This window comes from Thermobifida sp., from assembly GCF_017577275.1.
Lineage (GTDB): Bacteria > Actinomycetota > Actinomycetes > Streptosporangiales > Streptosporangiaceae > Thermobifida > Thermobifida fusca.
The window spans coordinates 110768-129225 of record NZ_PITY01000020.1; the positions used below are offsets into that span (position 1 = coordinate 110768).

Here is an 18458-nt window from a genome sequence, read left to right on the forward strand (position 1 = left end):
CCCTCCCCGCAGCACGCCGGGCTGGTTCAACAGCTCAGACGAACGAACGCCCCTCCTCGTACGGGCCGACCACCGCCAGCGCTTCAGGGCGGGTGAGGATCTCCGCGGCGACCTCGCTGACGTCCTCAGAAGTGACCGCGTCGAAGAGGGCGAGGTCCTCGCTCAGTGACAGGTGGCGGCGGTAGCCGAGTTCGTGGCTGGTCAGCCGGCTCATCCGCGCATTGGTCCCCTCGGTACCCAGCACCCAGGAGCCGCGGATCTGCCCCTTGGCTCGGGCCAGTTCCGCAGCGTCCACCCCGTGAGCCGCTGCCCGCTCCAGTTCGGTGCGGCAGACGTCGAGGACTTCGTCGATCTTGTCGGGCAGGCAGCCCACGTACACCTGGAACAGTCCCGTGTCGGAATAGCTGCACGTGTAGCCGTGGACGGCGTAAGCCAGCCCGCGTTTCTCCCGCACCTCCTGGAAGAGGCGGGACGACATGCCCCCGCCGAGGATGGCGCTGAGCACCCGCAGCGCATACCAGCGCGGGTCGGTGCGTTTGACCCCTTCACGCCCCAGGATCAGGTGGGCCTGCTCACTGTCCCGGCTGACGAGGACCGTTCCCGGATTGGTGGCGGGAGGCTCGGTGCCGATCCGCGGCGCAGCAGGGCGGGCGTCCCCGGCCGCGTCGAGCTTGTCCCGGAACGCTTCCGCGACCTGGCGCACCACCGTGTCATGGTCCAGGTTGCCCGCGGCGGCGACGATGAGCTCGGAGGGCACGTAGGCGCTCCGGTACTGTTCGAGGATCCGCTCGCGGGTCAACGCGCGGATCGTGTCGTTGGTGCCCAGGATGGGGCGGCCCAGGGGCGAGCCTTTGAAAAAGTGCGCGGCGAACACGTCGTCGACCACGTCGGCAGGCTCGTCCTCATACATGGCGATCTCTTCGAGGATCACCCCGCGCTCAGTTTCCACTTCGGCAGGGTCGAGGACCGAATTGGCGACCATGTCGCTGATGACGTCGATCGCCAACGGCAGGTCGCGGTCGAGGACCTTGGCATAGTACGTGGTCTGCTCCTTGGTGGTGTAGGCGTTGTAGTCGGCGCCCACCCCGTCGAGCAGCGCGGAGATGTCCAGAGCGCTCCGCCGTTCCGTCCCCTTGAACAGCAGGTGTTCCAGGAAGTGCGCGGCCCCCGCGTGCTCCGCGTCCTCATCGCGGGACCCGGTGGTCGCCGAAATCCCAAAAGCTACGGAACGCACCCCCTGCATGGTCTCGGTCACTACCCGCAGACCACCCGGCAGTACGGTACGGCGCACCAGGCCAGTGCCGTCCCCGGGTTCGAGGAGGGTGACAGTGGTGCCGACTTCCTGCTCGGCCGCGATCGGAACTGTCGTCATGGGTCCTTCTTCAGCGAAAGCGAAAACGATTGCGGGTCCTCCCCCCAGCACATAACGGAGGGCGGCCGTCCCTTCACGGTACGGCCGCCCGACGGTTTTCTCACCCCTCCCGAGGAGCCCTCAGACGGGGTGGGAGAGCCGGTCAGGTGTTCTCACTGGAACGGCTGGACGACCGGGTGCGGCGACGGCGGCGCGGCTGCTTGGCGCCGTTGCCGCTGGCGTCGGTCTTCTTCGCCACGTTCGGGCTCTCCCCGCCGTTGGGGGCGGCAACAGCTTCAGCTTCGATGACTTCGACGGGCACCAGGGAGAGCTTGCCCCGTTCGTCGATGTCCCGGACTTCGACGTGGATTTTCTCCCCGATGCCGATGACATCTTCGACGTTCTCAATCCGCTGGCCGCCGTGCATCTTGCGGATCTGCGAGATGTGCAGCAGCCCGTCCTTGCCGGGCAGCAGCGACACGAAGGCCCCGAACGCGGTGGTCTTCACGACCGTGCCGAGGTAGCGTTCCCCGACCTCGGGCATGGTCGGGTTGGCGATGCTGTTGATGGCGTCGCGGGCGGCCTCCGCGGACGGCCCGTCGGTGGCGCCGATGTAGATGGTGCCGTCGTCCTCGATGGTGATTTCGGCGCCGGTCTCGTCCTGGATCGAGTTGATCATCTTGCCCTTGGGGCCGATGACCTCGCCGATCTTGTCGATCGGCACCTTGACCGTAAGGATACGCGGCGCGTGCGGACTGATCTCAGCGGGCCGGTTGATGGCCTCCGACATGACGTCGAGGATGGCCAGCCGCGCCCCGCGGGCCTGCTGCAGCGCGGACGCCAGCACCTCGGCGGGGATCCCGTCGAGCTTGGTGTCCAACTGCAGCGCGGTGATGAGGTCGCGCGTGCCCGCGACCTTGAAGTCCATGTCACCGTAGGCGTCTTCCGCACCGAGGATGTCGGTAAGGGTGACGTACTTGCCGTCCTCGTAGATCAAGCCCATGGCGATACCGGCCACCATGTCCTTGAGCGGCACACCCGCCGCCATCAGCGACATGGTGGAGGCGCACACCGACCCCATCGACGTGGAGCCGTTGGAGCCGATCGCCTCCGACACCTGCCGGATCGCGTAGGGGAACTCTTCCCGCGACGGCAGCACCGGGACGAGAGCGCGTTCGGCGAGCGCCCCGTGCCCGATCTCGCGGCGCTTCGGCGCGCCGACCCGCCCGGTCTCCCCCGTGGAGTACGGCGGGAAGTTGTAGTTGTGCATGTAGCGCTTGGTGCGCTCCGGGTTGAGCGTGTCGATGGTCTGCTCCATGCGGAGCATGTTCAGCGTGGTGATCCCCAGGATCTGGGTTTCCCCGCGCTCGAACAAGGCCGACCCGTGCACGCGCGGAATGACGTTGACTTCGGCGGTGAGAGACCGGATGTCCTTCACACCGCGGCCGTCGATACGGACCCCGTCCTTGACGATCCGCTCCCGCACCAGCTTCCGGGTGAGCGCGCGGAACGCTGCGGCCAGCTCCTTTTCGCGGCCTTCGAAGTCCTCGGCGAGCTTCTCGGCGACCAGCGCCTTGACCCGGTCGAGTTCGGCTTCCCGCTCCTGCTTGTCCGCGATCGTGAGCGCCGCGGCGAGCTCGTCATGGATCGCTTCCTCGACGGCGGCGTACGCGTCGTCCTGGTAGTCGATGAAGATCGGGTACTCGCCGGGCGGCTTGCCCGCGGCCTCAGCCACGGTCTGCTGGGCGCGGCACAGCACCTTGATGAACGGCTTGGCGGCTTCCAAGCCTTCCGCGACGGTCTGCTCGTTGGGGCCGATCGCTCCCTCCGCCACCAGTCGCAGGGTGTGCGGGGTGGACTCGGCCTCCACCATCATGATCGCGACGTCGCCGTTGTCCAGCACCCGGCCGGCCACGACCATGTCGAACGTGGCGTTGGCCAGCTCCGAGTGCGTGGGAAACGCCACCCACTGGCCTTCGACCAGGGCCACCCGCACGCCGCCGATCGGGCCGGAGAACGGCAGTCCGGCAAGCTGGGTGGACATCGACGCGGCGTTGATCGCGATGACGTCGTAGAGATGGTCCGGGTGCAGGGCCAGCACGGTCGCAACGATTTGGATCTCGTTGCGCAGCCCTTTCTGGAAGGACGGACGCAGCGGCCGGTCGATGAGCCGGCAGGTGAGGATCGCGTCCTCCGAGGGACGCCCCTCCCGGCGGAAGAACGAGCCGGGGATGCGCCCCGCGGCATACATGCGTTCTTCAACGTCGACCGTGAGCGGGAAGAAGTCCAGGGCCTCCTTGGGGCGCTTCGACACGGTCGTCGCCGACAGGACCATCGTCTCGTCGTCAAGGTAGGCCGTAGCCGACCCTGTGGCCTGGCGGGCCAGGCGACCGGTCTCGAAGCGGATCGTACGGGTGCCGAAACGGCCGTTGTCGATGACGGCCTCGGCAGAATACACGCCCTCCATGGGCGACCTCCTACACGGATAACGAAGATCCCGCGTCCGTGCCCCGTAGGTGTCCGTCTCGAGAGTCGTGAGGACTCCGCGGTAGGCCGGGCGGACCGCCGCAGCCGTACCGCGATGGCCCCGACGGCCGGCCATCGATCGAAGTTCCCCGAGACCCCTGGTGCGGGCGTGTCGGAGAACCACTACCGAAGACCGGCCTTTCTCGACACCGTGGCGAGGGTGTTCTCCTCGCCTACCGGAAGATGCCACCGTGGCTAGAGACGGCCGAGGGTGGGAGCGCGGGAATGCCTGACTGTTCAGTTGTCATCCGACACACCGCGGCAGAGTATCTACCCTGTCTCGGCGGCCGGTAACGAGTCCACACTACTAAGAAAAAGGGAGCGGCGGAGGCCACTCCCTTTTTCGAGCACGCCGCTAGCGCCGCAGACCGAGGCGTTCGATCAGCCGACGGTAGCGGTTGATGTCCTTCTTCGCGACGTACTGCAGAAGACGGCGCCGACGACCGACCAGCAGCAGCAGACCACGACGGCTGTGGTGGTCGTGCTTGTGCTCCTTGAGGTGCTCCGTGAGCTGGTTGATGCGGTGCGTCAGCAGCGCGACCTGCACCTCGGGAGAACCGGTGTCGCCTTCCTTCGTGGCGTACTCGGCAATGATCTTCTGCTTGGTAGCGGTGTCGATCGGCACGACGCTCCTTTTCCCATACGTGGCGCGCGAACCGTACTGCGGGATTCTTTCGAAGACAGTGGCCCGAGCGGGCCGTCGAAAGCCGACAACCGTGCGCGCCCACAGTCGTCGGAGGGGAATACCCAGCCGGACGTGTCGCGGAATCACTAGCGCAGCAGAGCAGACACGAACGGCTCCCAGAAAACAAAGCTTACTACCGATGCGCACCGTCCAGGACCAGAGCCGCCCCGGTCAGCGGCCTGCCAGCAGTTCCCGGCACCGGTCGACGTCGCGCTGCATCGCCTCGATCAGCTCGTCGATGCTGTCGAAACGCAGCATGGGTCGGATGTGGTGGGTGAACTCCACCGCCATCGGCAGCCCGTAGAGTTCGAGGTCGTCCCGGTCGAGCGCGTAGGCCTCCACCGTGCGCACCTGGCCGTCGAACGTCGGATTGGTGCCTACGGACACCGCAGCCGGCCAACGGGCCTCCGTCCCTTCTGGCGGGGTGTCGAGCCGGAGCAGCCAGCCCGCATACACCCCGTCGGCGGGCACCGCGCTGCGCGGCGGGCAGTCCAGGTTCGCGGTGGGAAAACCCAGCAGTTCCCGTCCCCGCGCCGCGCCGTGGACCACGACCCCTTCGACCCGGTGCGGGCGGCCCAGTGCCGTGTGCGCGCCGGCGACATCCCCGGCCAGCACCAGGGAACGCACCTGCGCTGCGGTCACCGCCTCGGGGCCGCTGCCCGCAGCCAGGCCCACCACGGAGAAGTCGTGCTCTTTGCCGAGGGCGTGCACGGCCGCGAGGTCGAAAACCACGCCGTCGTCGTCCTCCTCAGCAAGGAGCGCTACCGCCGCAGGCACCCCGTCGACCAGGATGCGGTGGGCGAGGTCCCGGCTGGGCAGGGCGGCAAGATCCGGGGTGGCTTCGAGGACGCACACCGCGTCCACCCCGTGCTGGGCGAGCAGTCCGGCCCGGTACTCCGCACCGGTGAGCACCACAGGGGGGTCGAGCGTGCCCGCCACCAGACCGAGGGGCGGGTCGAAGGTGACGGCCACGAGAGGCAGGCCAAGCCGGTCAGCGTGCTCCCGTGCCTGGTGGAGGAGCCTCTGGTGGCCGCGGTGGACCCCGTCGAAAGTGCCGACTATCACCGCGGAACGCTTCCAGTCCGCGGGTACCTCGCCGAGTCCGCGCCAAAGCCGCACGCTCACCGTTCTCCCATCCGCCATGCTCACCAGCACGGGACGGCAGCCGAGCGGCCGCCCCGCGTCATGGTACTCGCCGCGGTTCCGCTTCCGGGAAGGACGGTCCGCAGCCCTCTGCAGCACACCGCGGAGCCCGCCCGCCTCAGCTTCCCGCGAAGACCACCACGGGCTGGCTGCTGCCCGACCGGTTCTCCGCCAGGGCCAGCACCCGGCCGTCGGGGGCGAACAACCCCACCGGACCGGAATGCCCGCTCGGGGAGATCCGGTGGCCGTGGACCACACGGCGGGCTTCGCCCGCGCTGAGCCGACGGACCGGGAACGCCGCAGCCACCGCTTCCGCCAGCGGCATCACGGTGAACTCGGCGGCCAGCTCGTCCAGGGTGGCGGCCTGCTCCACGGTGTAGGGCCCTACCCGGGTGCGGCGCAGCGCGGTCAGGTGCCCGCCCACGCCGAGGTCCGCCCCCAGGTCACGCGCCAGGGAACGGATGTAGGTGCCGCTGGAGCAGGTCACGCGAGCGTCAACGTCGACGAAGGCGCCGTCCGGGCTGTCGACGCGGCGGAACCCGGTGACGGTGAACTCGTGCACGGTCACCTCGCGCGCTTTCAGTTCCACCGTCTCGCCTGCCCGGGCACGGCGGTAGGCGCGCTGCCCCCGCACTTTGACCGCACTGACCTGCGGCGGAACCTGGTGGATCACGCCGGTGAGCGCGCGGGTCCCCGCGTGGACCGCGGCCTCGTCGATGTGGTCGGCGGGGCGGCGCTCCAGCAGCTCTCCCTCCGCGTCGTCGGTGGTGGTGGACTGGCCGAGGCGGATTGTCGCCTCGTAGACCTTCTCCGTCAACGCGAGATACCCCAGCAGCCGGGTCGCTTTGCCGACTCCGACGACCAGCACCCCCGTCGCCATCGGGTCAAGGGTGCCGGCGTGGCCGACCCGACGAGTGCCGGCAAGGCGCCGCACCCGGGCCACCACGTCGTGGGAAGTCCAGCCTGCGGGCTTGTCGACGATGACAACGCCGTCGGCCATGAATCACTCGTCCTCGTCGTCCTCGTCGTCGTCATCGGCCGGACGCGGCTCCCGGTAAGGGTCGGGGTCCCCGGCCGGACGGGCGTTGGCCGCGGCCCGAGCCACCTCCGCGTCGGCCTGCTTGGCTTTGGCGAGCAGCTCTTCGATGTGCCGGGCGTTGTCGGGAACCTCGTCGATGACGAACGTGATGGTGGGAGTGTGCCGGAGCCCGGTGCGGCGGCCGACCTCGGAGCGGATCAAGCCTTTCGCGCTCTCCAACGCAGCCGCCGTCGCGGCTTTCTCCGCATCACTGCCGAACACCGTGTAGTAGACGGTGGCGTCACGCAGGTCATTGGTGAGCCGCGCATCGGTGACGGTCACAAAACCCAGGCGCGGATCCTTGATCCGGCGTTCCAGCATCTCGGCCACGATCCGCTGGATGCGGTCGGCGAGTTTGCTCGCACGTGCGGCGTCAACCATCGGTCTATTCCTCATCGTTGAAGAGCCGCTGCCGGGCAGACAGCAGCTCGACTTCGGGGCGGTCGGCGACTAGGCGTTCACAGGAGTTCATCAACGCGGTGCAGTGCGCTGCCGTGGACGCGACCACCGCGATTCCGATCTCGCACCGCCGGTACAGGTCGTGGTTGCCGGTCTCCGCAACCGAGACGCTGTATTTGCGCTGGAGTTCGGCCACGATGGGTCGAATAACGGAACGCTTCTGCTTCAATGAACGGACGTCGCCCAACAGCAGGTCCAGCGTCAGGGCTCCGACGTACACGCACTCACCCCGGGGAAGGATTTGGAGTTATGGGTGCCGATTTCCCGGTGCGACCCACCGTGGCCACCGGGCTTCGGGCCCCGACGGAGGGCGTCGGGGCCCGAAAGCAGCCCTGGAAGGTCAGTCGCGCGGCTTCTCCCGCATCTCGAACGTCTCGATGATGTCCTCGACGCGGATGTCGTTGTAGCCGATTCCGATACCGCACTCGAAGCCCTCGCGGACCTCGGTGACGTCGTCCTTGAACCGGCGCAGCGACTCGACGGTGAGGTTGTCGGAGACGACCACCCCGTCGCGGATAAGCCGGGCCTTGGCGTTCCGCTTGATGACACCGCTGCGGACCACCGCACCGGCGACGTTGCCGACCCGCGGCACCTTGAAGATCTCGCGGATCTCCGCGGTACCGAGCTGGACTTCCTCGTACTCGGGCTTGAGCATGCCCTTGAGGGCAGCCTCGACCTCTTCGATGGCCTGGTAGATGACCGAGTAGTAGCGGATGTCCACGCCCATGCGCTCGGCCAGCTCGCTGTTCTTGCCCTCGGGCCGGACGTTGAAGCCGATGATGACCGCGCCGGACGAGGCAGCCAGGTTGATGTCGTTCTGCGTGATCGCACCGACACCGCGGCCGATCACCCGAATCGCGACCTCATCGGTGCCCGGGTCGATCTTGAGGAGGGACTCCTCAAGCGCCTCGACAGAACCAGACATGTCGCCCTTGATGATGAGGAGCAGCTCTTCGCGCTGGCCCTCCTCCAGGGTCTTCTGCCAGTTGTCGAGGGTGACCCGGCGGCTGGCCTTGGCCTGCTGGGCGAACCGCTCGCGGGCCTCGCGCTGCTGCGCGATCTGGCGCGCCACCCGGTCGTCCTTGACCACCAGGAAGCTGTCGCCCGCGCTGGGCACGTTGGTGAGACCCAGCACCTGGACCGGACGGGACGGCTCGGCTTCCTTGACCCGGTTGCCGTTCTCGTCAAGCATCGCGCGGACCCGGCCGTAGGCGTCACCGCAGACGATCGAGTCGCCGACGCGCAGCGTGCCGCGCTGGACCAGCACGGTGGCCATGGAGCCCCGACCGCGGTCCAGGTAGGCCTCGATCGCCAGGCCCTGGGCCGGCATGTCCGGGTTGGCCTTCAGGTCCAGCTCGGCGTCCGCCGTCAGGATGATGGCCTCGAGGAGCTGGTCGATGTTGAGGTTCTCCTTCGCGGAGATGTCCACGAACTGGACGTTACCGCCGTACTCCTCAGCCACCAGGCCGTACTCGGTGAGCTGGGCGCGCACCTTCTGCGGGTCAGCGGTAGGCAGGTCGATCTTGTTGACCGCCACCACGATCGGCACGTCGGCCGCCTTGGCGTGGTCGATCGCCTCCGCCGTCTGCGGCTTGACACCGTCGTCGGCCGCGACCACCAGCACCGCGATGTCGGTGGCCTGCGCACCGCGGGCACGCATCGCGGTGAACGCCTCGTGACCCGGGGTGTCAATGAAGGTGATCTTGCGCTCTTCCCCGTCCACCGTGGTGGTGACCTGGTAGGCGCCGATGTGCTGGGTGATGCCGCCGGCCTCACCGCTGGCCACGTTGGTGTTGCGGATCGCGTCAAGCAGCCGGGTCTTACCGTGGTCGACGTGACCCATGACGGTCACCACGGGCGCACGCGGCTTGAGGTCCTCCTCGCTGCCGATGTCCTCACCGAACTCGATGGAGAACGACTCCAGCAGCTCGCGGTCCTCGTCCTCGGGGCTGACGACCTCAACCGTGTAGTTGAGCTCCTCGCCCAGCAGTTGCAGGGTCTCGTCCGGCAGCGACTGGGTGGCCGTGACCATCTCGCCCAGTTGCGTCATGACGACCTGCACCAGCGAGGCCGGGTTGACGTCGATGCGCTCACCGAAGTCGGCCAGCGACGCCCCACGGGACAGCCGGATCACCTTGCCGTTACCGCTGGGGATCTTGACACCGCCGAACGACGGCGCCTGCATGTCCTTGAGTTCTTGACGCCGCTGCTTCTTCGACTTGCGGGAACGGCTCGGACGGCCACCGGGACGGCCGAACGCTCCAGCGGTTCCGCCGCGACCGCGACCACCACCGGGGCGGCCGCCGAAACCGGTGCGCGGCGCGCCGCCGCCCGCTCCGCCACCGCGCGGTCCAGCGCCGCCGCCACCACCGCGGCCGCGACCGCCGCCGCTACGGCTCGACGTGCTCGGACGGGCCCCACCAGGCGGGGTGGGCCGCGACGCAGGCATGTTCATCGGGCTGGGCCGCGGACCGGGACGCGGGACAGGGCGCGGCGGCCCGCCCGCACTCGAGCCGGGACGTCCGCCAGCCGTGCCAGGACCAGGACGCGGTGCCTGGGGGCGCGGTGCCTGGGGACGCGGCGGTCCGCCTGCACTCGCACCGGGGCGGGGCGGCATCATGCCGGGGTGCGGACGCGGCCCCGGACGAGGCGCACCCGTACCGCCGGACGCCGGCGGACGCGGCGTAGGCCGCGTGCCCATACCGCTGGCGGTCGAACTGAAGGGGTTGTTGCCCGGACGCGGTCCCGGCTTGGGCACCGGACGCGGCGTCTTCCCAGATTCAGGACGTGCGGGACCTTGGGCACCGGAAGGCTGCTGGCCGGCCTTGCCCGCACCGCCCTCAGGCCGGGGACCGGGGCGCGGTCCCGGCTTGGGCACCGGACGCGGTCCCGGCTTGAGGCCGGGGCCGGGCTTAGGCACCGCCGGACGTGGCGTCTCACCACCGGCCGACGGGGCCGAGGCCTTAGTCTGCTGCTGCGGGCTGGGCTGCGGTTTGGGGCTGGGCTTCTTCTCCTGTCCGCCCTTCGCGCCCTCAGTGCTCTCGCTGCTCTGGCTGAAAGCTTCCTTGAGTCGACGTACCACAGGCGCCTCTACCGTCGAGGACGCCGAACGTACGAATTCGCCCATCTCCTGGAGTTTGGCCAGGACAGCCTTGCTCTCCACACCAAACTCTTTAGCGAGCTCGTATACCCGGACCTTCGCCACTGCTCTCCTTTATCTCGGTCCGGGACATGAGCCTGTGCCGGACCGTCGCTAGCTTGACGTACTCATCGCTGCGTACTCATCGAGCGCTCATCGCAATCTCGACCCGCTTCCGACTCGTTTGCTACACAACAATGGGTGGGTGACGCCGGATCTTCCGGCATGACAAGACCCGCCGCGTACCCGGTTAGTACAACCGAGCGGGCGGCGTGATCATTCCAACCCTAATCCAGAACCTCGGCCAACTCGAAATCAGACCGCGGCAAACCACTCGGCAGCGGGTGAGATATCGAGGGCCCGCTTGACGCGGAACACCCGCGGCCAGACCTGGCGCCGCTGCGCGGCCTCCCAACACCGTCGGTCGGGGTGGAGATAGGCTCCCCGCCCCGGCAGCCGCCGGGCGTGGTCGCAAACGACCGCATCTCCGTCCAGCGCCAGCCTAATGAGGTCTGACTGGGCTGCTTTTGACTTGCAGCCCACGCACGTGCGCACGGGAGCCGCTGAGTTGTCACCCATTCTACCCCGTGGGCTCATCGACCTATGCGAACCGTTCTTCCGCTCGTGCTATTCCTCGCCGTGCTGTTCGGCCATCTCCGTGTCCGAGCGGATGTCGATGCGCCACCCGGTCAGGCGGGCAGCCAGCCGCGCGTTCTGCCCCTCTTTGCCGATCGCCAGCGACTGCTGGTAGTCGGGCACGATGACCCGCGCCACCCGCGCCGCAGCGTCAAGCACTTCCACGTGCGTCACCTGGGCCGGCGACAGGGCGTTCGCGACGAACTGCGCCGGGTCGTCCGAGTAGTCGACAATGTCGATCTTCTCCCCGCGCAGCTCGTTCATCACATTGCGGACACGGCTGCCAAGCGGTCCGATGCACGCGCCCTTCGCGTTGACGCCGGGCTTGTTGGACTTGACCGCCATCTTGGTGCGGTGGCCCGCTTCCCGCGCGATCGCTGCGATCTCGACCGTGCCGTCGGCGATCTCGGGAACCTCGAGCTCGAAGAGCTTGCGCACCAAGTTGGGATGGGTGCGCGACAGGGTGATCGAAGGGCCGCGGTGCCCCCGGCGGACCTGCACGACATAGGCCCGCAGCCGCTCACCGTGGGTGTAGGTCTCGGTGGGTACCTGCTCTTGCGGCGGCAGGATCGCCTCGACCCGTCCCAGGTCGACCAGCACGTTGCGCGGGTCCTTGCCCTGCTGGACGACACCGGAGACGATCTGGGACTCCCGCCCGGCGAACTCGCCCAGGGTGATCTCGTCCTCGGCGTCCCGCAGCCGCTGCAGGATGACCTGCTTCGCCGTGGACGCGGCGATCCGCCCGAACCCGGAGGGGGTGGCGTCGTATTCCCGGATCAGCCGCCCCTCTTCGTCGCGCTCTTCGGCCCACACCGTGACGTGTCCCGTAGCGCGGTCCAATTCCACCCTGGCGTTGGTGTCGGGCCCCTCCTGGCGGCGGTACGCAATCAGGAGCGCGTCCTCGATGGCTTTGACGACGAGGTCCACCGAGATGTCCTTCTCGCGTTCCAGACTGCGCAGGACACTCATGTCGATATCCACGGGGCTCCCCCTCTAATCCGCCGCGTCGTCGTGGCGGAATTCCACCTGGACCTTGCCTCGTCCCAGGTCGGAGAAGGCGTACACCTGGCTTTGACCGTCAACATCAAAGGTGACGCCCGTCTCGTCAGCGTCAATGACACGCCCCTTCACCTGGCCGCCGGCGACCAGCGGCGCGTGCACCAGGCGTCCCCGGGCGCGCCTCCAGTGCCGTGGCTCGGTGAGTGGCCGGTCCACGCCAGGCGAGGTCACCTCCAGTACGTACGGAGACTGCCCCATGACGTCGACCTCGTCAAGCGCGGTGGAAATCTTCTGGCTGACCTCGCCGATCCGCTCCAGGTCGACACCGTCATCGGAGTCCACCACCACCCGGACCAGACGGCGCTTCCCCACCGGGGTGATGTCCAGTCCCTCCAAGTCGAGTCCCGCCTCGGCCAGAATGGGGGCCACTAGCTGCGCGAGACGCTCGCGGCGGGCCTGCGCGCCCATCATGATCCTCCTCGGCGATTCCCGTCCCGGTCCGACGGTCGCGGGGCGGTCCAGTTGTCCACTCGGTTACTGATCGCCTTTACGGCGACCATTTCAGGTTCAAGGGTATCCGCAGTCTGTGCCTCTCCGGCATCGTTTGACCATTGCGTGCGCCAGCAGCACGCTACTCCCCGCCCGTCAACGCGGGCAGCACCAGGCTCTGCAGACCGGCTGCGGCGTGCGAAGATAGGGCGCGTTCGGTTCCCCTTCCGTCACGTTTTCAGGAGGTACCGTTGCGCCACCACGCTCCCTCCCGCCGCGCGGTCTTGGCGGGCGGCGCGCTGGCTGCGGCCGTGATGGGGCTGAGCGGCTGCCGGGGGTCCGACTGGTACCCCAGCGAAGTCACCCCCGACGAGTATCTGCTGCGCTCGGTCATCGCGGAAAAGGAGCGGCTGGTGGCGCGCTACACGGCGACGCTCAACAGCGGCACCGCCGACGACCCCGGGCTCTACGAGGAGCTGCGCGGCCACCACGAACGCCACCTGGCGGTGCTGCGGGACCGGCTTCCGGAACGGGACGGCCCAGAACCGGAGGTCTCCGCCCTCCCTGAGACGCCTCCCCCCGCGGCCACCGACCGGGCAGGGCTCCGGATGGCGGAGGAAGGGGCCGTCGCCAACCGGCTCCGCCAGCTCAGCGAGGTCACCGACCCGGCGCTGGCCCAGCTCCTCGCCAGTGTCGGCGCCTGTGAGGCGGGACACGTCCACCTACTTTCGGAGGCATAGTTGACCGGGACTCTTGACCCCACCCCCAGCGGGGAGGCAGGAGCCGCAACCGCCGCGCTGCGGGACGCGCTGCTGGCCGAGCATGCGGCCGTGTACGGGTACAGTTTCGCCGCTGCCCACACTGACGCGGACCTGCGCAGCCTGTGCCTGTCCCATCTGGAAAAGCACCGCGCGTGGCGGGACACGCTGCACAGCGCGCTCGTGGCCCGGGACGCGGTGCCGCCGGGCGGGGAGGACGCCTACCAGCTGCCGGAGCACACCGGGCCTGAAGAGCTGCGGAGCTTCGCCGCAGGGCTTGAGGAGACTACCGCGCAGGCCTACCTGGAGTTGGCTGCCGTCCCCGATGCGGGGCTGCGCGACCTGGCGGGCCGTGCCCTGGGCGAGGCCACCCTGCGGATGCTGGCGCTGGGCGGCCAGTTGAGCGCGTTCCCCGGCTTCCCTGGCGGAGAGCTCTAGCACCGAAACCGGTAGGGGCGTTCCGTACGGAACGCCCCTACCGGGTGGCACTAGCCCCGCACCAGGTTGACGATCGTGTCGACCACGGTGTCCACGGAGACTTCGCTGCGGTCCCCGCTGGCACGGTCGCGCAACTCCACGACCCCGTTGGCCAGGCCACGGCCCACGATGAGCACGGTGGGCACGCCGAGCAGTTCCGCGTCGGTGAACTTCACGCCCGGGGAGACCCCTTTGCGGTCGTCCACGAGCACCCGCACCCCGCGGTCCACCAGCTCCTGGCTGATCCGCAGCGCCACCTCGACCTGGTCGCCCTTGCCGGTGCCGACCACGTGCACGTCCGCGGGGGCGACTTCCCGCGGCCAGATGATGCCCCGCTCGTCGTGCGACTGCTCGACGATCGCGGCGACCACGCGGGACACCCCGATGCCGTAGGAGCCCATGGTGATGCGCACCGGCTTGCCGTCGGGGCCGAGCGCGTCCAGGGAGAACGCGTCCGTGTACTTGCGGCCGAGCTGGAAGACGTGCCCGATCTCGATACCGCGCGCCGTGTAGAGGGTGCCCTTGCCGTCGGGGGCGGGGTCTCCGTCGCGGACCTCCGCGGCCTCGATTGTGCCGTCGGGGGTGAAGTCACGACCGCAGACGAGGTCCACCACGTGGTGGTCGGCCTTGTCCGCACCGGTGACCCAGGCGGTGCCAGTCACGACGCGGGGGTCGACCAGGTAGCGGACCTTGTTGGCCTGCAGCGCGCCCGGGCCGATGTAGCCCCGCACCAGGAAGGGGTGCTTGGCGAAGTCCTCCTCGTCCAGCAGGGCCACTTCCGCCGGGGCCAGCGAGGCTTCCAGGCGCTTCATGTCCACTTCGCGGTCGCCGGGAACGCCGATCCCGAGGAGCTCCCACTCCTTTTCACCCGGGGCCCGCGTCTTGACCATGACGTTCTTGAGGGTGTCGGCGGCGGTGAACGTACGGCCCAGGCCTGCGTTGTTGAGGAACTCCACCAAGGACTCGATGGTGGGGGTGTTCGGGGTGTGGTGCACCCGCGCCTCCGGCAGGCCGTCGATGGGCTGCTCGGGCGGCGCCGGGGTGACCACGGCTTCCACGTTGGCGGCGTAGTCGGAGCCGGTGCTGCGCACGAACGTGTCTTCCCCGGTGGGGGCGATCGCCAGGAACTCTTCGGAAGCGGAGCCGCCCATCGCGCCGGACGTGGCCTTGACGATCACGTACTCCAGGCCGAGCCGGTCGAAGATGCGGATGTAGGCCTGGCGGTGCGCCTCATAGGAGCGCTGCAGCCCTTCGTCGTCGAGGTCGAAGGAGTAGGAGTCCTTCATGTGGAACTCCCGGCCCCGCAGGATCCCGGCGCGCGGCCGCGCCTCGTCGCGGAACTTCTCCTGGATCTGGTAGAGGATGACCGGGTAGTCCTTGTACGAGGTGTACTCGCCCTTGACGAGCAGGGTGAACAGTTCTTCGTGGGTGGGGCCCAGCAGATAGTCGGCGCCCTTGCGGTCCTTGAGTCGGAACAGGGTGTCGCCGTACTCGGTCCACCGCCCGGTGGCCTCGTAGTATTCGCGGGGCAGCAGCGCGGGCAGCAGCACTTCCTGCGCGCCGATGCGGTTCATCTCCTCGCGGACCACCGCGGCGACGTTCTCTAACACGATCTTGCCGAGGGGCAACCAGGAGTAGACGCCGGGCGCGGTACGGCGTACGAACCCGCCGCGCACCAGAAGCTTGTGACTCGGTACCTCGGCGTCCGCCGGGTCCTCACGCAGGGTGCGCAGGAACAGGTTCGACATCCGCAGTAGCACGACCACCACTCCTCGGTGAGAGCGCGGAGGTATTCCGCTGGGACTTTTGGACACTGGACTGGGCGGGTCGGTGGCCTCGCCCGGAAGGGGTTTCCAGGCTAGCGGTATTGGGCGGGCGCCGTGGACTCCTGCACAGCGCTGCTTCCCGGTTTCCACCCCAGGCGCGGTGTGCCGTCCCGGCTCCGGGCGCCTACCGTAGGACCGGCACGACCGTGACGTGAGGAGACGAGGACGGATGGGCAGGCGCGGGGCGACGACGGCGAAACGGGAGCGGATGGAGCTGCTGCGGGACGCGGACCGTCCCGACTCGTGGATGCTGCTGGTCGACGGCATCCCGCAGTCGCACGTGGACCTCGCCGACCCCACCTATCTCGACTTCGAATATGTGCGCCGCCTCGGCCACGTCGTGGACCTGGTCGCACCGGAGCGCGCCCCGATCGACGCCTACCACCTGGGGGCGGGGGCGCTCACCCTGGCCCGCTACGTGGCGGCGACCCGGCCCCGGTCCCGGCAGCGGGCCGTGGACATCGACCCGGACCTGGTGGCGCTGGTCCGCCAGCAGCTCCCCTGGGACCGTCGGGCGGATCTGCGGGTCGCTACCGGGGATGCCCGGGCCTGGCTGGCGGCGCGCCGCGCAGCCAGTGCCGACCTCGTCATCTGCGACGTTTTCGTGGGGGCGCGCACGCCTGCCCATCTCACGTCCGTGGAGTTCGCCGCGGAGGCGGCCCGGGTGGTGCGGCTCAGCGGCATGTACGCGGTGAATGTGAGCGACGGCCGCGGGCTGCGCTACACCCGCTCCCAGGTTGCGACGGTGGCCCAGGTCTTCCAGCATGTGGCGCTGGTCGCGGAGCCGGGAGTGCTGCGCGGGCGGCGGTTCGGGAACCTGGTGCTGGTGGCTGGGCACGAGGCACTGCCCGTGGACGAGCTGGCCAGGCGGGCCCACCGGGATCCGGCGATGGCGCGGGTCCTGGCCGGGGACGAGCTCCGCCGGTGGGCTGCGGGTGCGGCCGTGGTGCACGACGCCGAAGCGCAGGACTCTCCCGCACCGCCGGAGAGCCTGTTTTAACCCGTCCCGCGGTGTCAGGCGGGAAGTTCCCGGTCGATCACCGCGTCGAACTCCGGGGAGTGCCTGACCTGAACTCCGCCGTTGCCGGCAGGCCGGGTGGCCATGCCCTGGAGGCGGCCGTCCCGCCACCACAGCATCTGGTCGGTGACCGCGTTCCCTTCGTTGAGCTGCTGGAACACGGAGTAGAGGGTGGAGATCGCCGGGAGGGAGCGGCGGCTCCGCAGCACCGTATAGGCCAGGACGTTGGTGTCGGGGAGCATCACCAGGGCGCCGTAGGGGGCGGGCTGCTGCATGACGTCGGAGAGCCGCATCACGTGGGCGGACCCGGCCCAGCCGATCCCCTGCACCACGTGCACGTCGGTGTCGCCCCCGGACGACACCGTGTACTCCTGGTACTGGTCGTAGGCCATGTTGCCCAAGGCGGTGAACCACAGGTCCTGTTTGGTGCGCCCCCAGGCCTGGGTGTGGCGTTTGTCGAGGACTACGCCGCTGTAGTTGCCGGGGTCGGTCCGGTACACCAGGAGCGCCGTCAGCTCAGGGTTGATGGAGTAGGCGAGCTTGTCGTAGGGACCTGCCGCGGCAGGGTCCCCGATCATCAGGACGCGCAGCCACGGGGCCGCCACGTCGAAGGGGACGCGCAGCAGCTCTTCGTGCAGGTTGTCCTGGGGGGTGGAGTAGCGTCCGGGGTGGGGAAAGTGCATGGGGTCTGGTATTTCCTTGTGGTCTTGTCCACGGTCTACGGGTCTCTGCTGCTTCTGTACGGTATCGCTGGCCGCTGACAGCCCGCGGCGGCTGCCCCGCCGTGCCGCTGGGCTAGATTCCTCCCATACAGGGGACAGCGGACGCCTGTTCTCCGCTCCCCTGGCGTGCCCCCTGCCCGTGTGTGGAGTTCCACCGTGTCTCTGCCCCGTTCTTCCCCTCCGTCTGCCCTGCCCCGCTGGCGGGGGCCGCTGCTGCTCGCCCTGGCGGGAGTGCTGTGGGGAACCGGAGGGTTCGCCGGCGCTTTCCTGCAGCAGTTGACAGGAATCCACCCCATCGCCACCGCCTGCTACCGGCTGCTCGCAGGCGGGGTACTGGCGATCGTGGCGCTGGGGGTCAGCGGGCAGCTGCGCGGGCTGCCCCGCAGTCCGGCGGTCCTGCGGCGGGTCGCAGCGGCGGGGGTGCTGCTGGCCGCGTTCCAAGCCTGCTATTTTGCGGCGATCGCGGTCTCGTCGGTGAGCCTCGCCACCCTGATCGCGATCGGCAGTGTTCCCGTGTTCGTCACATGCGCCGCGGCGGTGCTGGAGCGGCGGCTGCCCCGGCCTACGCTGCTGGCCGCGGTCTGCTGCGGGGTGCTGGGCCTGGTGCTGCTCAGCGGCGACCCGGGCGGGGACGTGCCGCCGGGGCGGGTGGCGCTCGGCGTGGGCTGTGCCCTGGGGGCGGGCGCGGCGTTCGCTGCGCTGACGCTGGTCAACCGCCGTCCCGTTCCGGGCCTGGACCCGCTGCGGGTGACCGCTTTGGGGTGCCTGCTCGGCGGCACCCTGCTCGTGCCACTCGCCGCGGCCACGGGGATGACGTTCACGCCGACGCTTCCCGCGGTGGGGGTGCTGCTGTACCTGGGTCTGGCGCCCACAGCCTTGGCCTACCTGGCCTATTTCGGGGGGATGCGCACCACCCCGGCTCCGGTCGCGGCCCTCGCCGTGATCTTGGAACCGTTGACTGCGACCGTGCTGTCGCTGCTCCTCCTCGGGGAGGTGCTCACCCCGACGGGAACGGTGGGAGCGGTCCTACTGTTCGGGGCGATCCTGCTGGAATACGTCCGCCCGCCCCGCCGGTGACCAGGGCCCTCGCCTGCTCCGTACGGTGGAGGCGCGACCGAAGAGATCCTCCCTGCGGCTTATGGAGCTGGACGT

The 18458-nt window shown here is 69.1% G+C and carries 17 protein-coding genes; 4 read left to right on the forward strand and 13 right to left on the reverse strand.

Annotated features, from left to right (window positions below):
* Nucleotides 1-34: 34 nt before the first annotated feature.
* From CW348_RS05655 to rimP, 11 genes are all read right to left on the reverse strand, one after another.
* Nucleotides 35-1372 (reverse strand): pitrilysin family protein, encoded by a 1338-nt coding sequence (locus tag CW348_RS05655; RefSeq protein ID WP_016188344.1) that lies wholly within the window; start codon nucleotides 1370-1372, stop codon nucleotides 35-37.
* Between the two features lie 142 nt (nucleotides 1373-1514).
* Nucleotides 1515-3818, reverse strand: a complete 2304-nt coding sequence (locus CW348_RS05660) for a polyribonucleotide nucleotidyltransferase (protein ID WP_104612555.1) — start codon at nucleotides 3816-3818, stop codon at nucleotides 1515-1517.
* Between the two features lie 414 nt (nucleotides 3819-4232).
* Nucleotides 4233-4502: a 30S ribosomal protein S15 gene (gene rpsO / locus CW348_RS05665; protein WP_011291230.1), complete on the reverse strand. Its 270-nt coding sequence runs from the start codon at nucleotides 4500-4502 to the stop codon at nucleotides 4233-4235.
* 231 nt (nucleotides 4503-4733) lie between these two features.
* A complete protein-coding gene (locus CW348_RS05670; RefSeq protein ID WP_061783647.1) occupies nucleotides 4734-5681 on the reverse strand; it encodes a bifunctional riboflavin kinase/FMN adenylyltransferase in 948 nt (315 codons plus the stop codon).
* A 142-nt stretch (nucleotides 5682-5823) separates the two neighbouring features.
* Nucleotides 5824-6705, reverse strand: coding sequence for a tRNA pseudouridine(55) synthase TruB (truB, locus tag CW348_RS05675; RefSeq protein WP_011291228.1), 882 nt, complete (start codon nucleotides 6703-6705; stop codon nucleotides 5824-5826).
* Between the two features lie 3 nt (nucleotides 6706-6708).
* Nucleotides 6709-7164 (reverse strand): 30S ribosome-binding factor RbfA, encoded by a 456-nt coding sequence (gene rbfA, locus CW348_RS05680; RefSeq protein ID WP_011291227.1) that lies wholly within the window; start codon nucleotides 7162-7164, stop codon nucleotides 6709-6711.
* 4 nt (nucleotides 7165-7168) lie between these two features.
* Nucleotides 7169-7462 (reverse strand): DUF503 domain-containing protein, encoded by a 294-nt coding sequence (locus CW348_RS05685; RefSeq protein WP_016188340.1) that lies wholly within the window; start codon nucleotides 7460-7462, stop codon nucleotides 7169-7171.
* 120 nt (nucleotides 7463-7582) lie between these two features.
* On the reverse strand, nucleotides 7583-10447 hold the full coding sequence (gene infB / locus CW348_RS05690; protein WP_104612554.1) for a translation initiation factor IF-2: 2865 nt from the start codon (nucleotides 10445-10447) through the stop codon (nucleotides 7583-7585).
* Nucleotides 10448-10696: 249 nt separating this feature from the next.
* Nucleotides 10697-10978, reverse strand: coding sequence for a YlxR family protein (locus CW348_RS05695; RefSeq protein WP_011291224.1), 282 nt, complete (start codon nucleotides 10976-10978; stop codon nucleotides 10697-10699).
* Nucleotides 10979-11008: 30 nt separating this feature from the next.
* Nucleotides 11009-11986, reverse strand: coding sequence for a transcription termination factor NusA (nusA, locus tag CW348_RS05700; protein ID WP_016188338.1), 978 nt, complete (start codon nucleotides 11984-11986; stop codon nucleotides 11009-11011).
* 24 nt (nucleotides 11987-12010) lie between these two features.
* Entirely contained in the window at nucleotides 12011-12484 is a 474-nt protein-coding gene (gene rimP, locus CW348_RS05705; RefSeq protein WP_011291222.1) for a ribosome maturation factor RimP, read from the reverse strand.
* Nucleotides 12485-12756: 272 nt separating this feature from the next.
* On the opposite strand from rimP, the gene CW348_RS05710 reads away from it, so the two are divergent.
* Nucleotides 12757-13245 (forward strand): hypothetical protein, encoded by a 489-nt coding sequence (locus CW348_RS05710; RefSeq protein ID WP_011291221.1) that lies wholly within the window; start codon nucleotides 12757-12759, stop codon nucleotides 13243-13245.
* The gene (locus CW348_RS05715) at nucleotides 13246-13701 is read left to right on the forward strand and encodes a ferritin-like domain-containing protein (RefSeq protein WP_011291220.1); all 456 of its coding nucleotides are present in this window, start codon (nucleotides 13246-13248) and stop codon (nucleotides 13699-13701) included.
* A 50-nt stretch (nucleotides 13702-13751) separates the two neighbouring features.
* On the opposite strand, the gene CW348_RS05720 is transcribed toward CW348_RS05715, so the two are convergent.
* Complete coding sequence (locus CW348_RS05720) at nucleotides 13752-15500, reverse strand: proline--tRNA ligase (protein ID WP_181140025.1); 1749 nt, start codon at nucleotides 15498-15500, stop codon at nucleotides 13752-13754.
* Between the two features lie 235 nt (nucleotides 15501-15735).
* Here CW348_RS05720 and CW348_RS05725 point away from each other — a divergent pair, with 235 nt between their 5' ends.
* Nucleotides 15736-16566 carry a spermidine synthase gene (locus tag CW348_RS05725; protein WP_011291218.1) on the forward strand — a complete coding sequence of 277 codons (831 nt, stop codon included), beginning with the start codon at nucleotides 15736-15738 and terminating at the stop codon, nucleotides 16564-16566.
* 14 nt (nucleotides 16567-16580) lie between these two features.
* Here the strand turns inward: CW348_RS05725 and CW348_RS05730 are convergent, their stop codons facing one another.
* Nucleotides 16581-17267, reverse strand: a complete 687-nt coding sequence (locus CW348_RS05730) for a hypothetical protein (RefSeq protein ID WP_016188336.1) — start codon at nucleotides 17265-17267, stop codon at nucleotides 16581-16583.
* Nucleotides 17268-17462: 195 nt separating this feature from the next.
* Here CW348_RS05730 and CW348_RS05735 point away from each other — a divergent pair, with 195 nt between their 5' ends.
* Complete coding sequence (locus CW348_RS05735; RefSeq protein WP_011291216.1) at nucleotides 17463-18383, forward strand: DMT family transporter; 921 nt, start codon at nucleotides 17463-17465, stop codon at nucleotides 18381-18383.
* Nucleotides 18384-18458: the final 75 nt, after the last annotated feature.

What these genes read in the sequence shown, in the direction of transcription:
- CW348_RS05655 (WP_016188344.1), bottom strand. Translation starts at nt 1,372, where the DNA reads ATGACGACAGTTCCGATCGCGGCCGAGCAGGAAGTCGGCACCACTGTC.
- CW348_RS05660 (WP_104612555.1), bottom strand. Translation starts at nt 3,818, where the DNA reads ATGGAGGGCGTGTATTCTGCCGAGGCCGTCATCGACAACGGCCGTTTC.
- truB (WP_011291228.1), bottom strand. Translation starts at nt 6,705, where the DNA reads ATGGCCGACGGCGTTGTCATCGTCGACAAGCCCGCAGGCTGGACTTCC.
- rbfA (WP_011291227.1), bottom strand. Translation starts at nt 7,164, where the DNA reads ATGGTTGACGCCGCACGTGCGAGCAAACTCGCCGACCGCATCCAGCGG.
- CW348_RS05695 (WP_011291224.1), bottom strand. Translation starts at nt 10,978, where the DNA reads ATGAGCCCACGGGGTAGAATGGGTGACAACTCAGCGGCTCCCGTGCGC.
- nusA (WP_016188338.1), bottom strand. Translation starts at nt 11,986, where the DNA reads ATGAGTGTCCTGCGCAGTCTGGAACGCGAGAAGGACATCTCGGTGGAC.
- rimP (WP_011291222.1), bottom strand. Translation starts at nt 12,484, where the DNA reads ATGGGCGCGCAGGCCCGCCGCGAGCGTCTCGCGCAGCTAGTGGCCCCC.
- CW348_RS05725 (WP_011291218.1), top strand. Translation starts at nt 15,736, where the DNA reads ATGGGCAGGCGCGGGGCGACGACGGCGAAACGGGAGCGGATGGAGCTG.
- CW348_RS05730 (WP_016188336.1), bottom strand. Translation starts at nt 17,267, where the DNA reads ATGCACTTTCCCCACCCCGGACGCTACTCCACCCCCCAGGACAACCTG.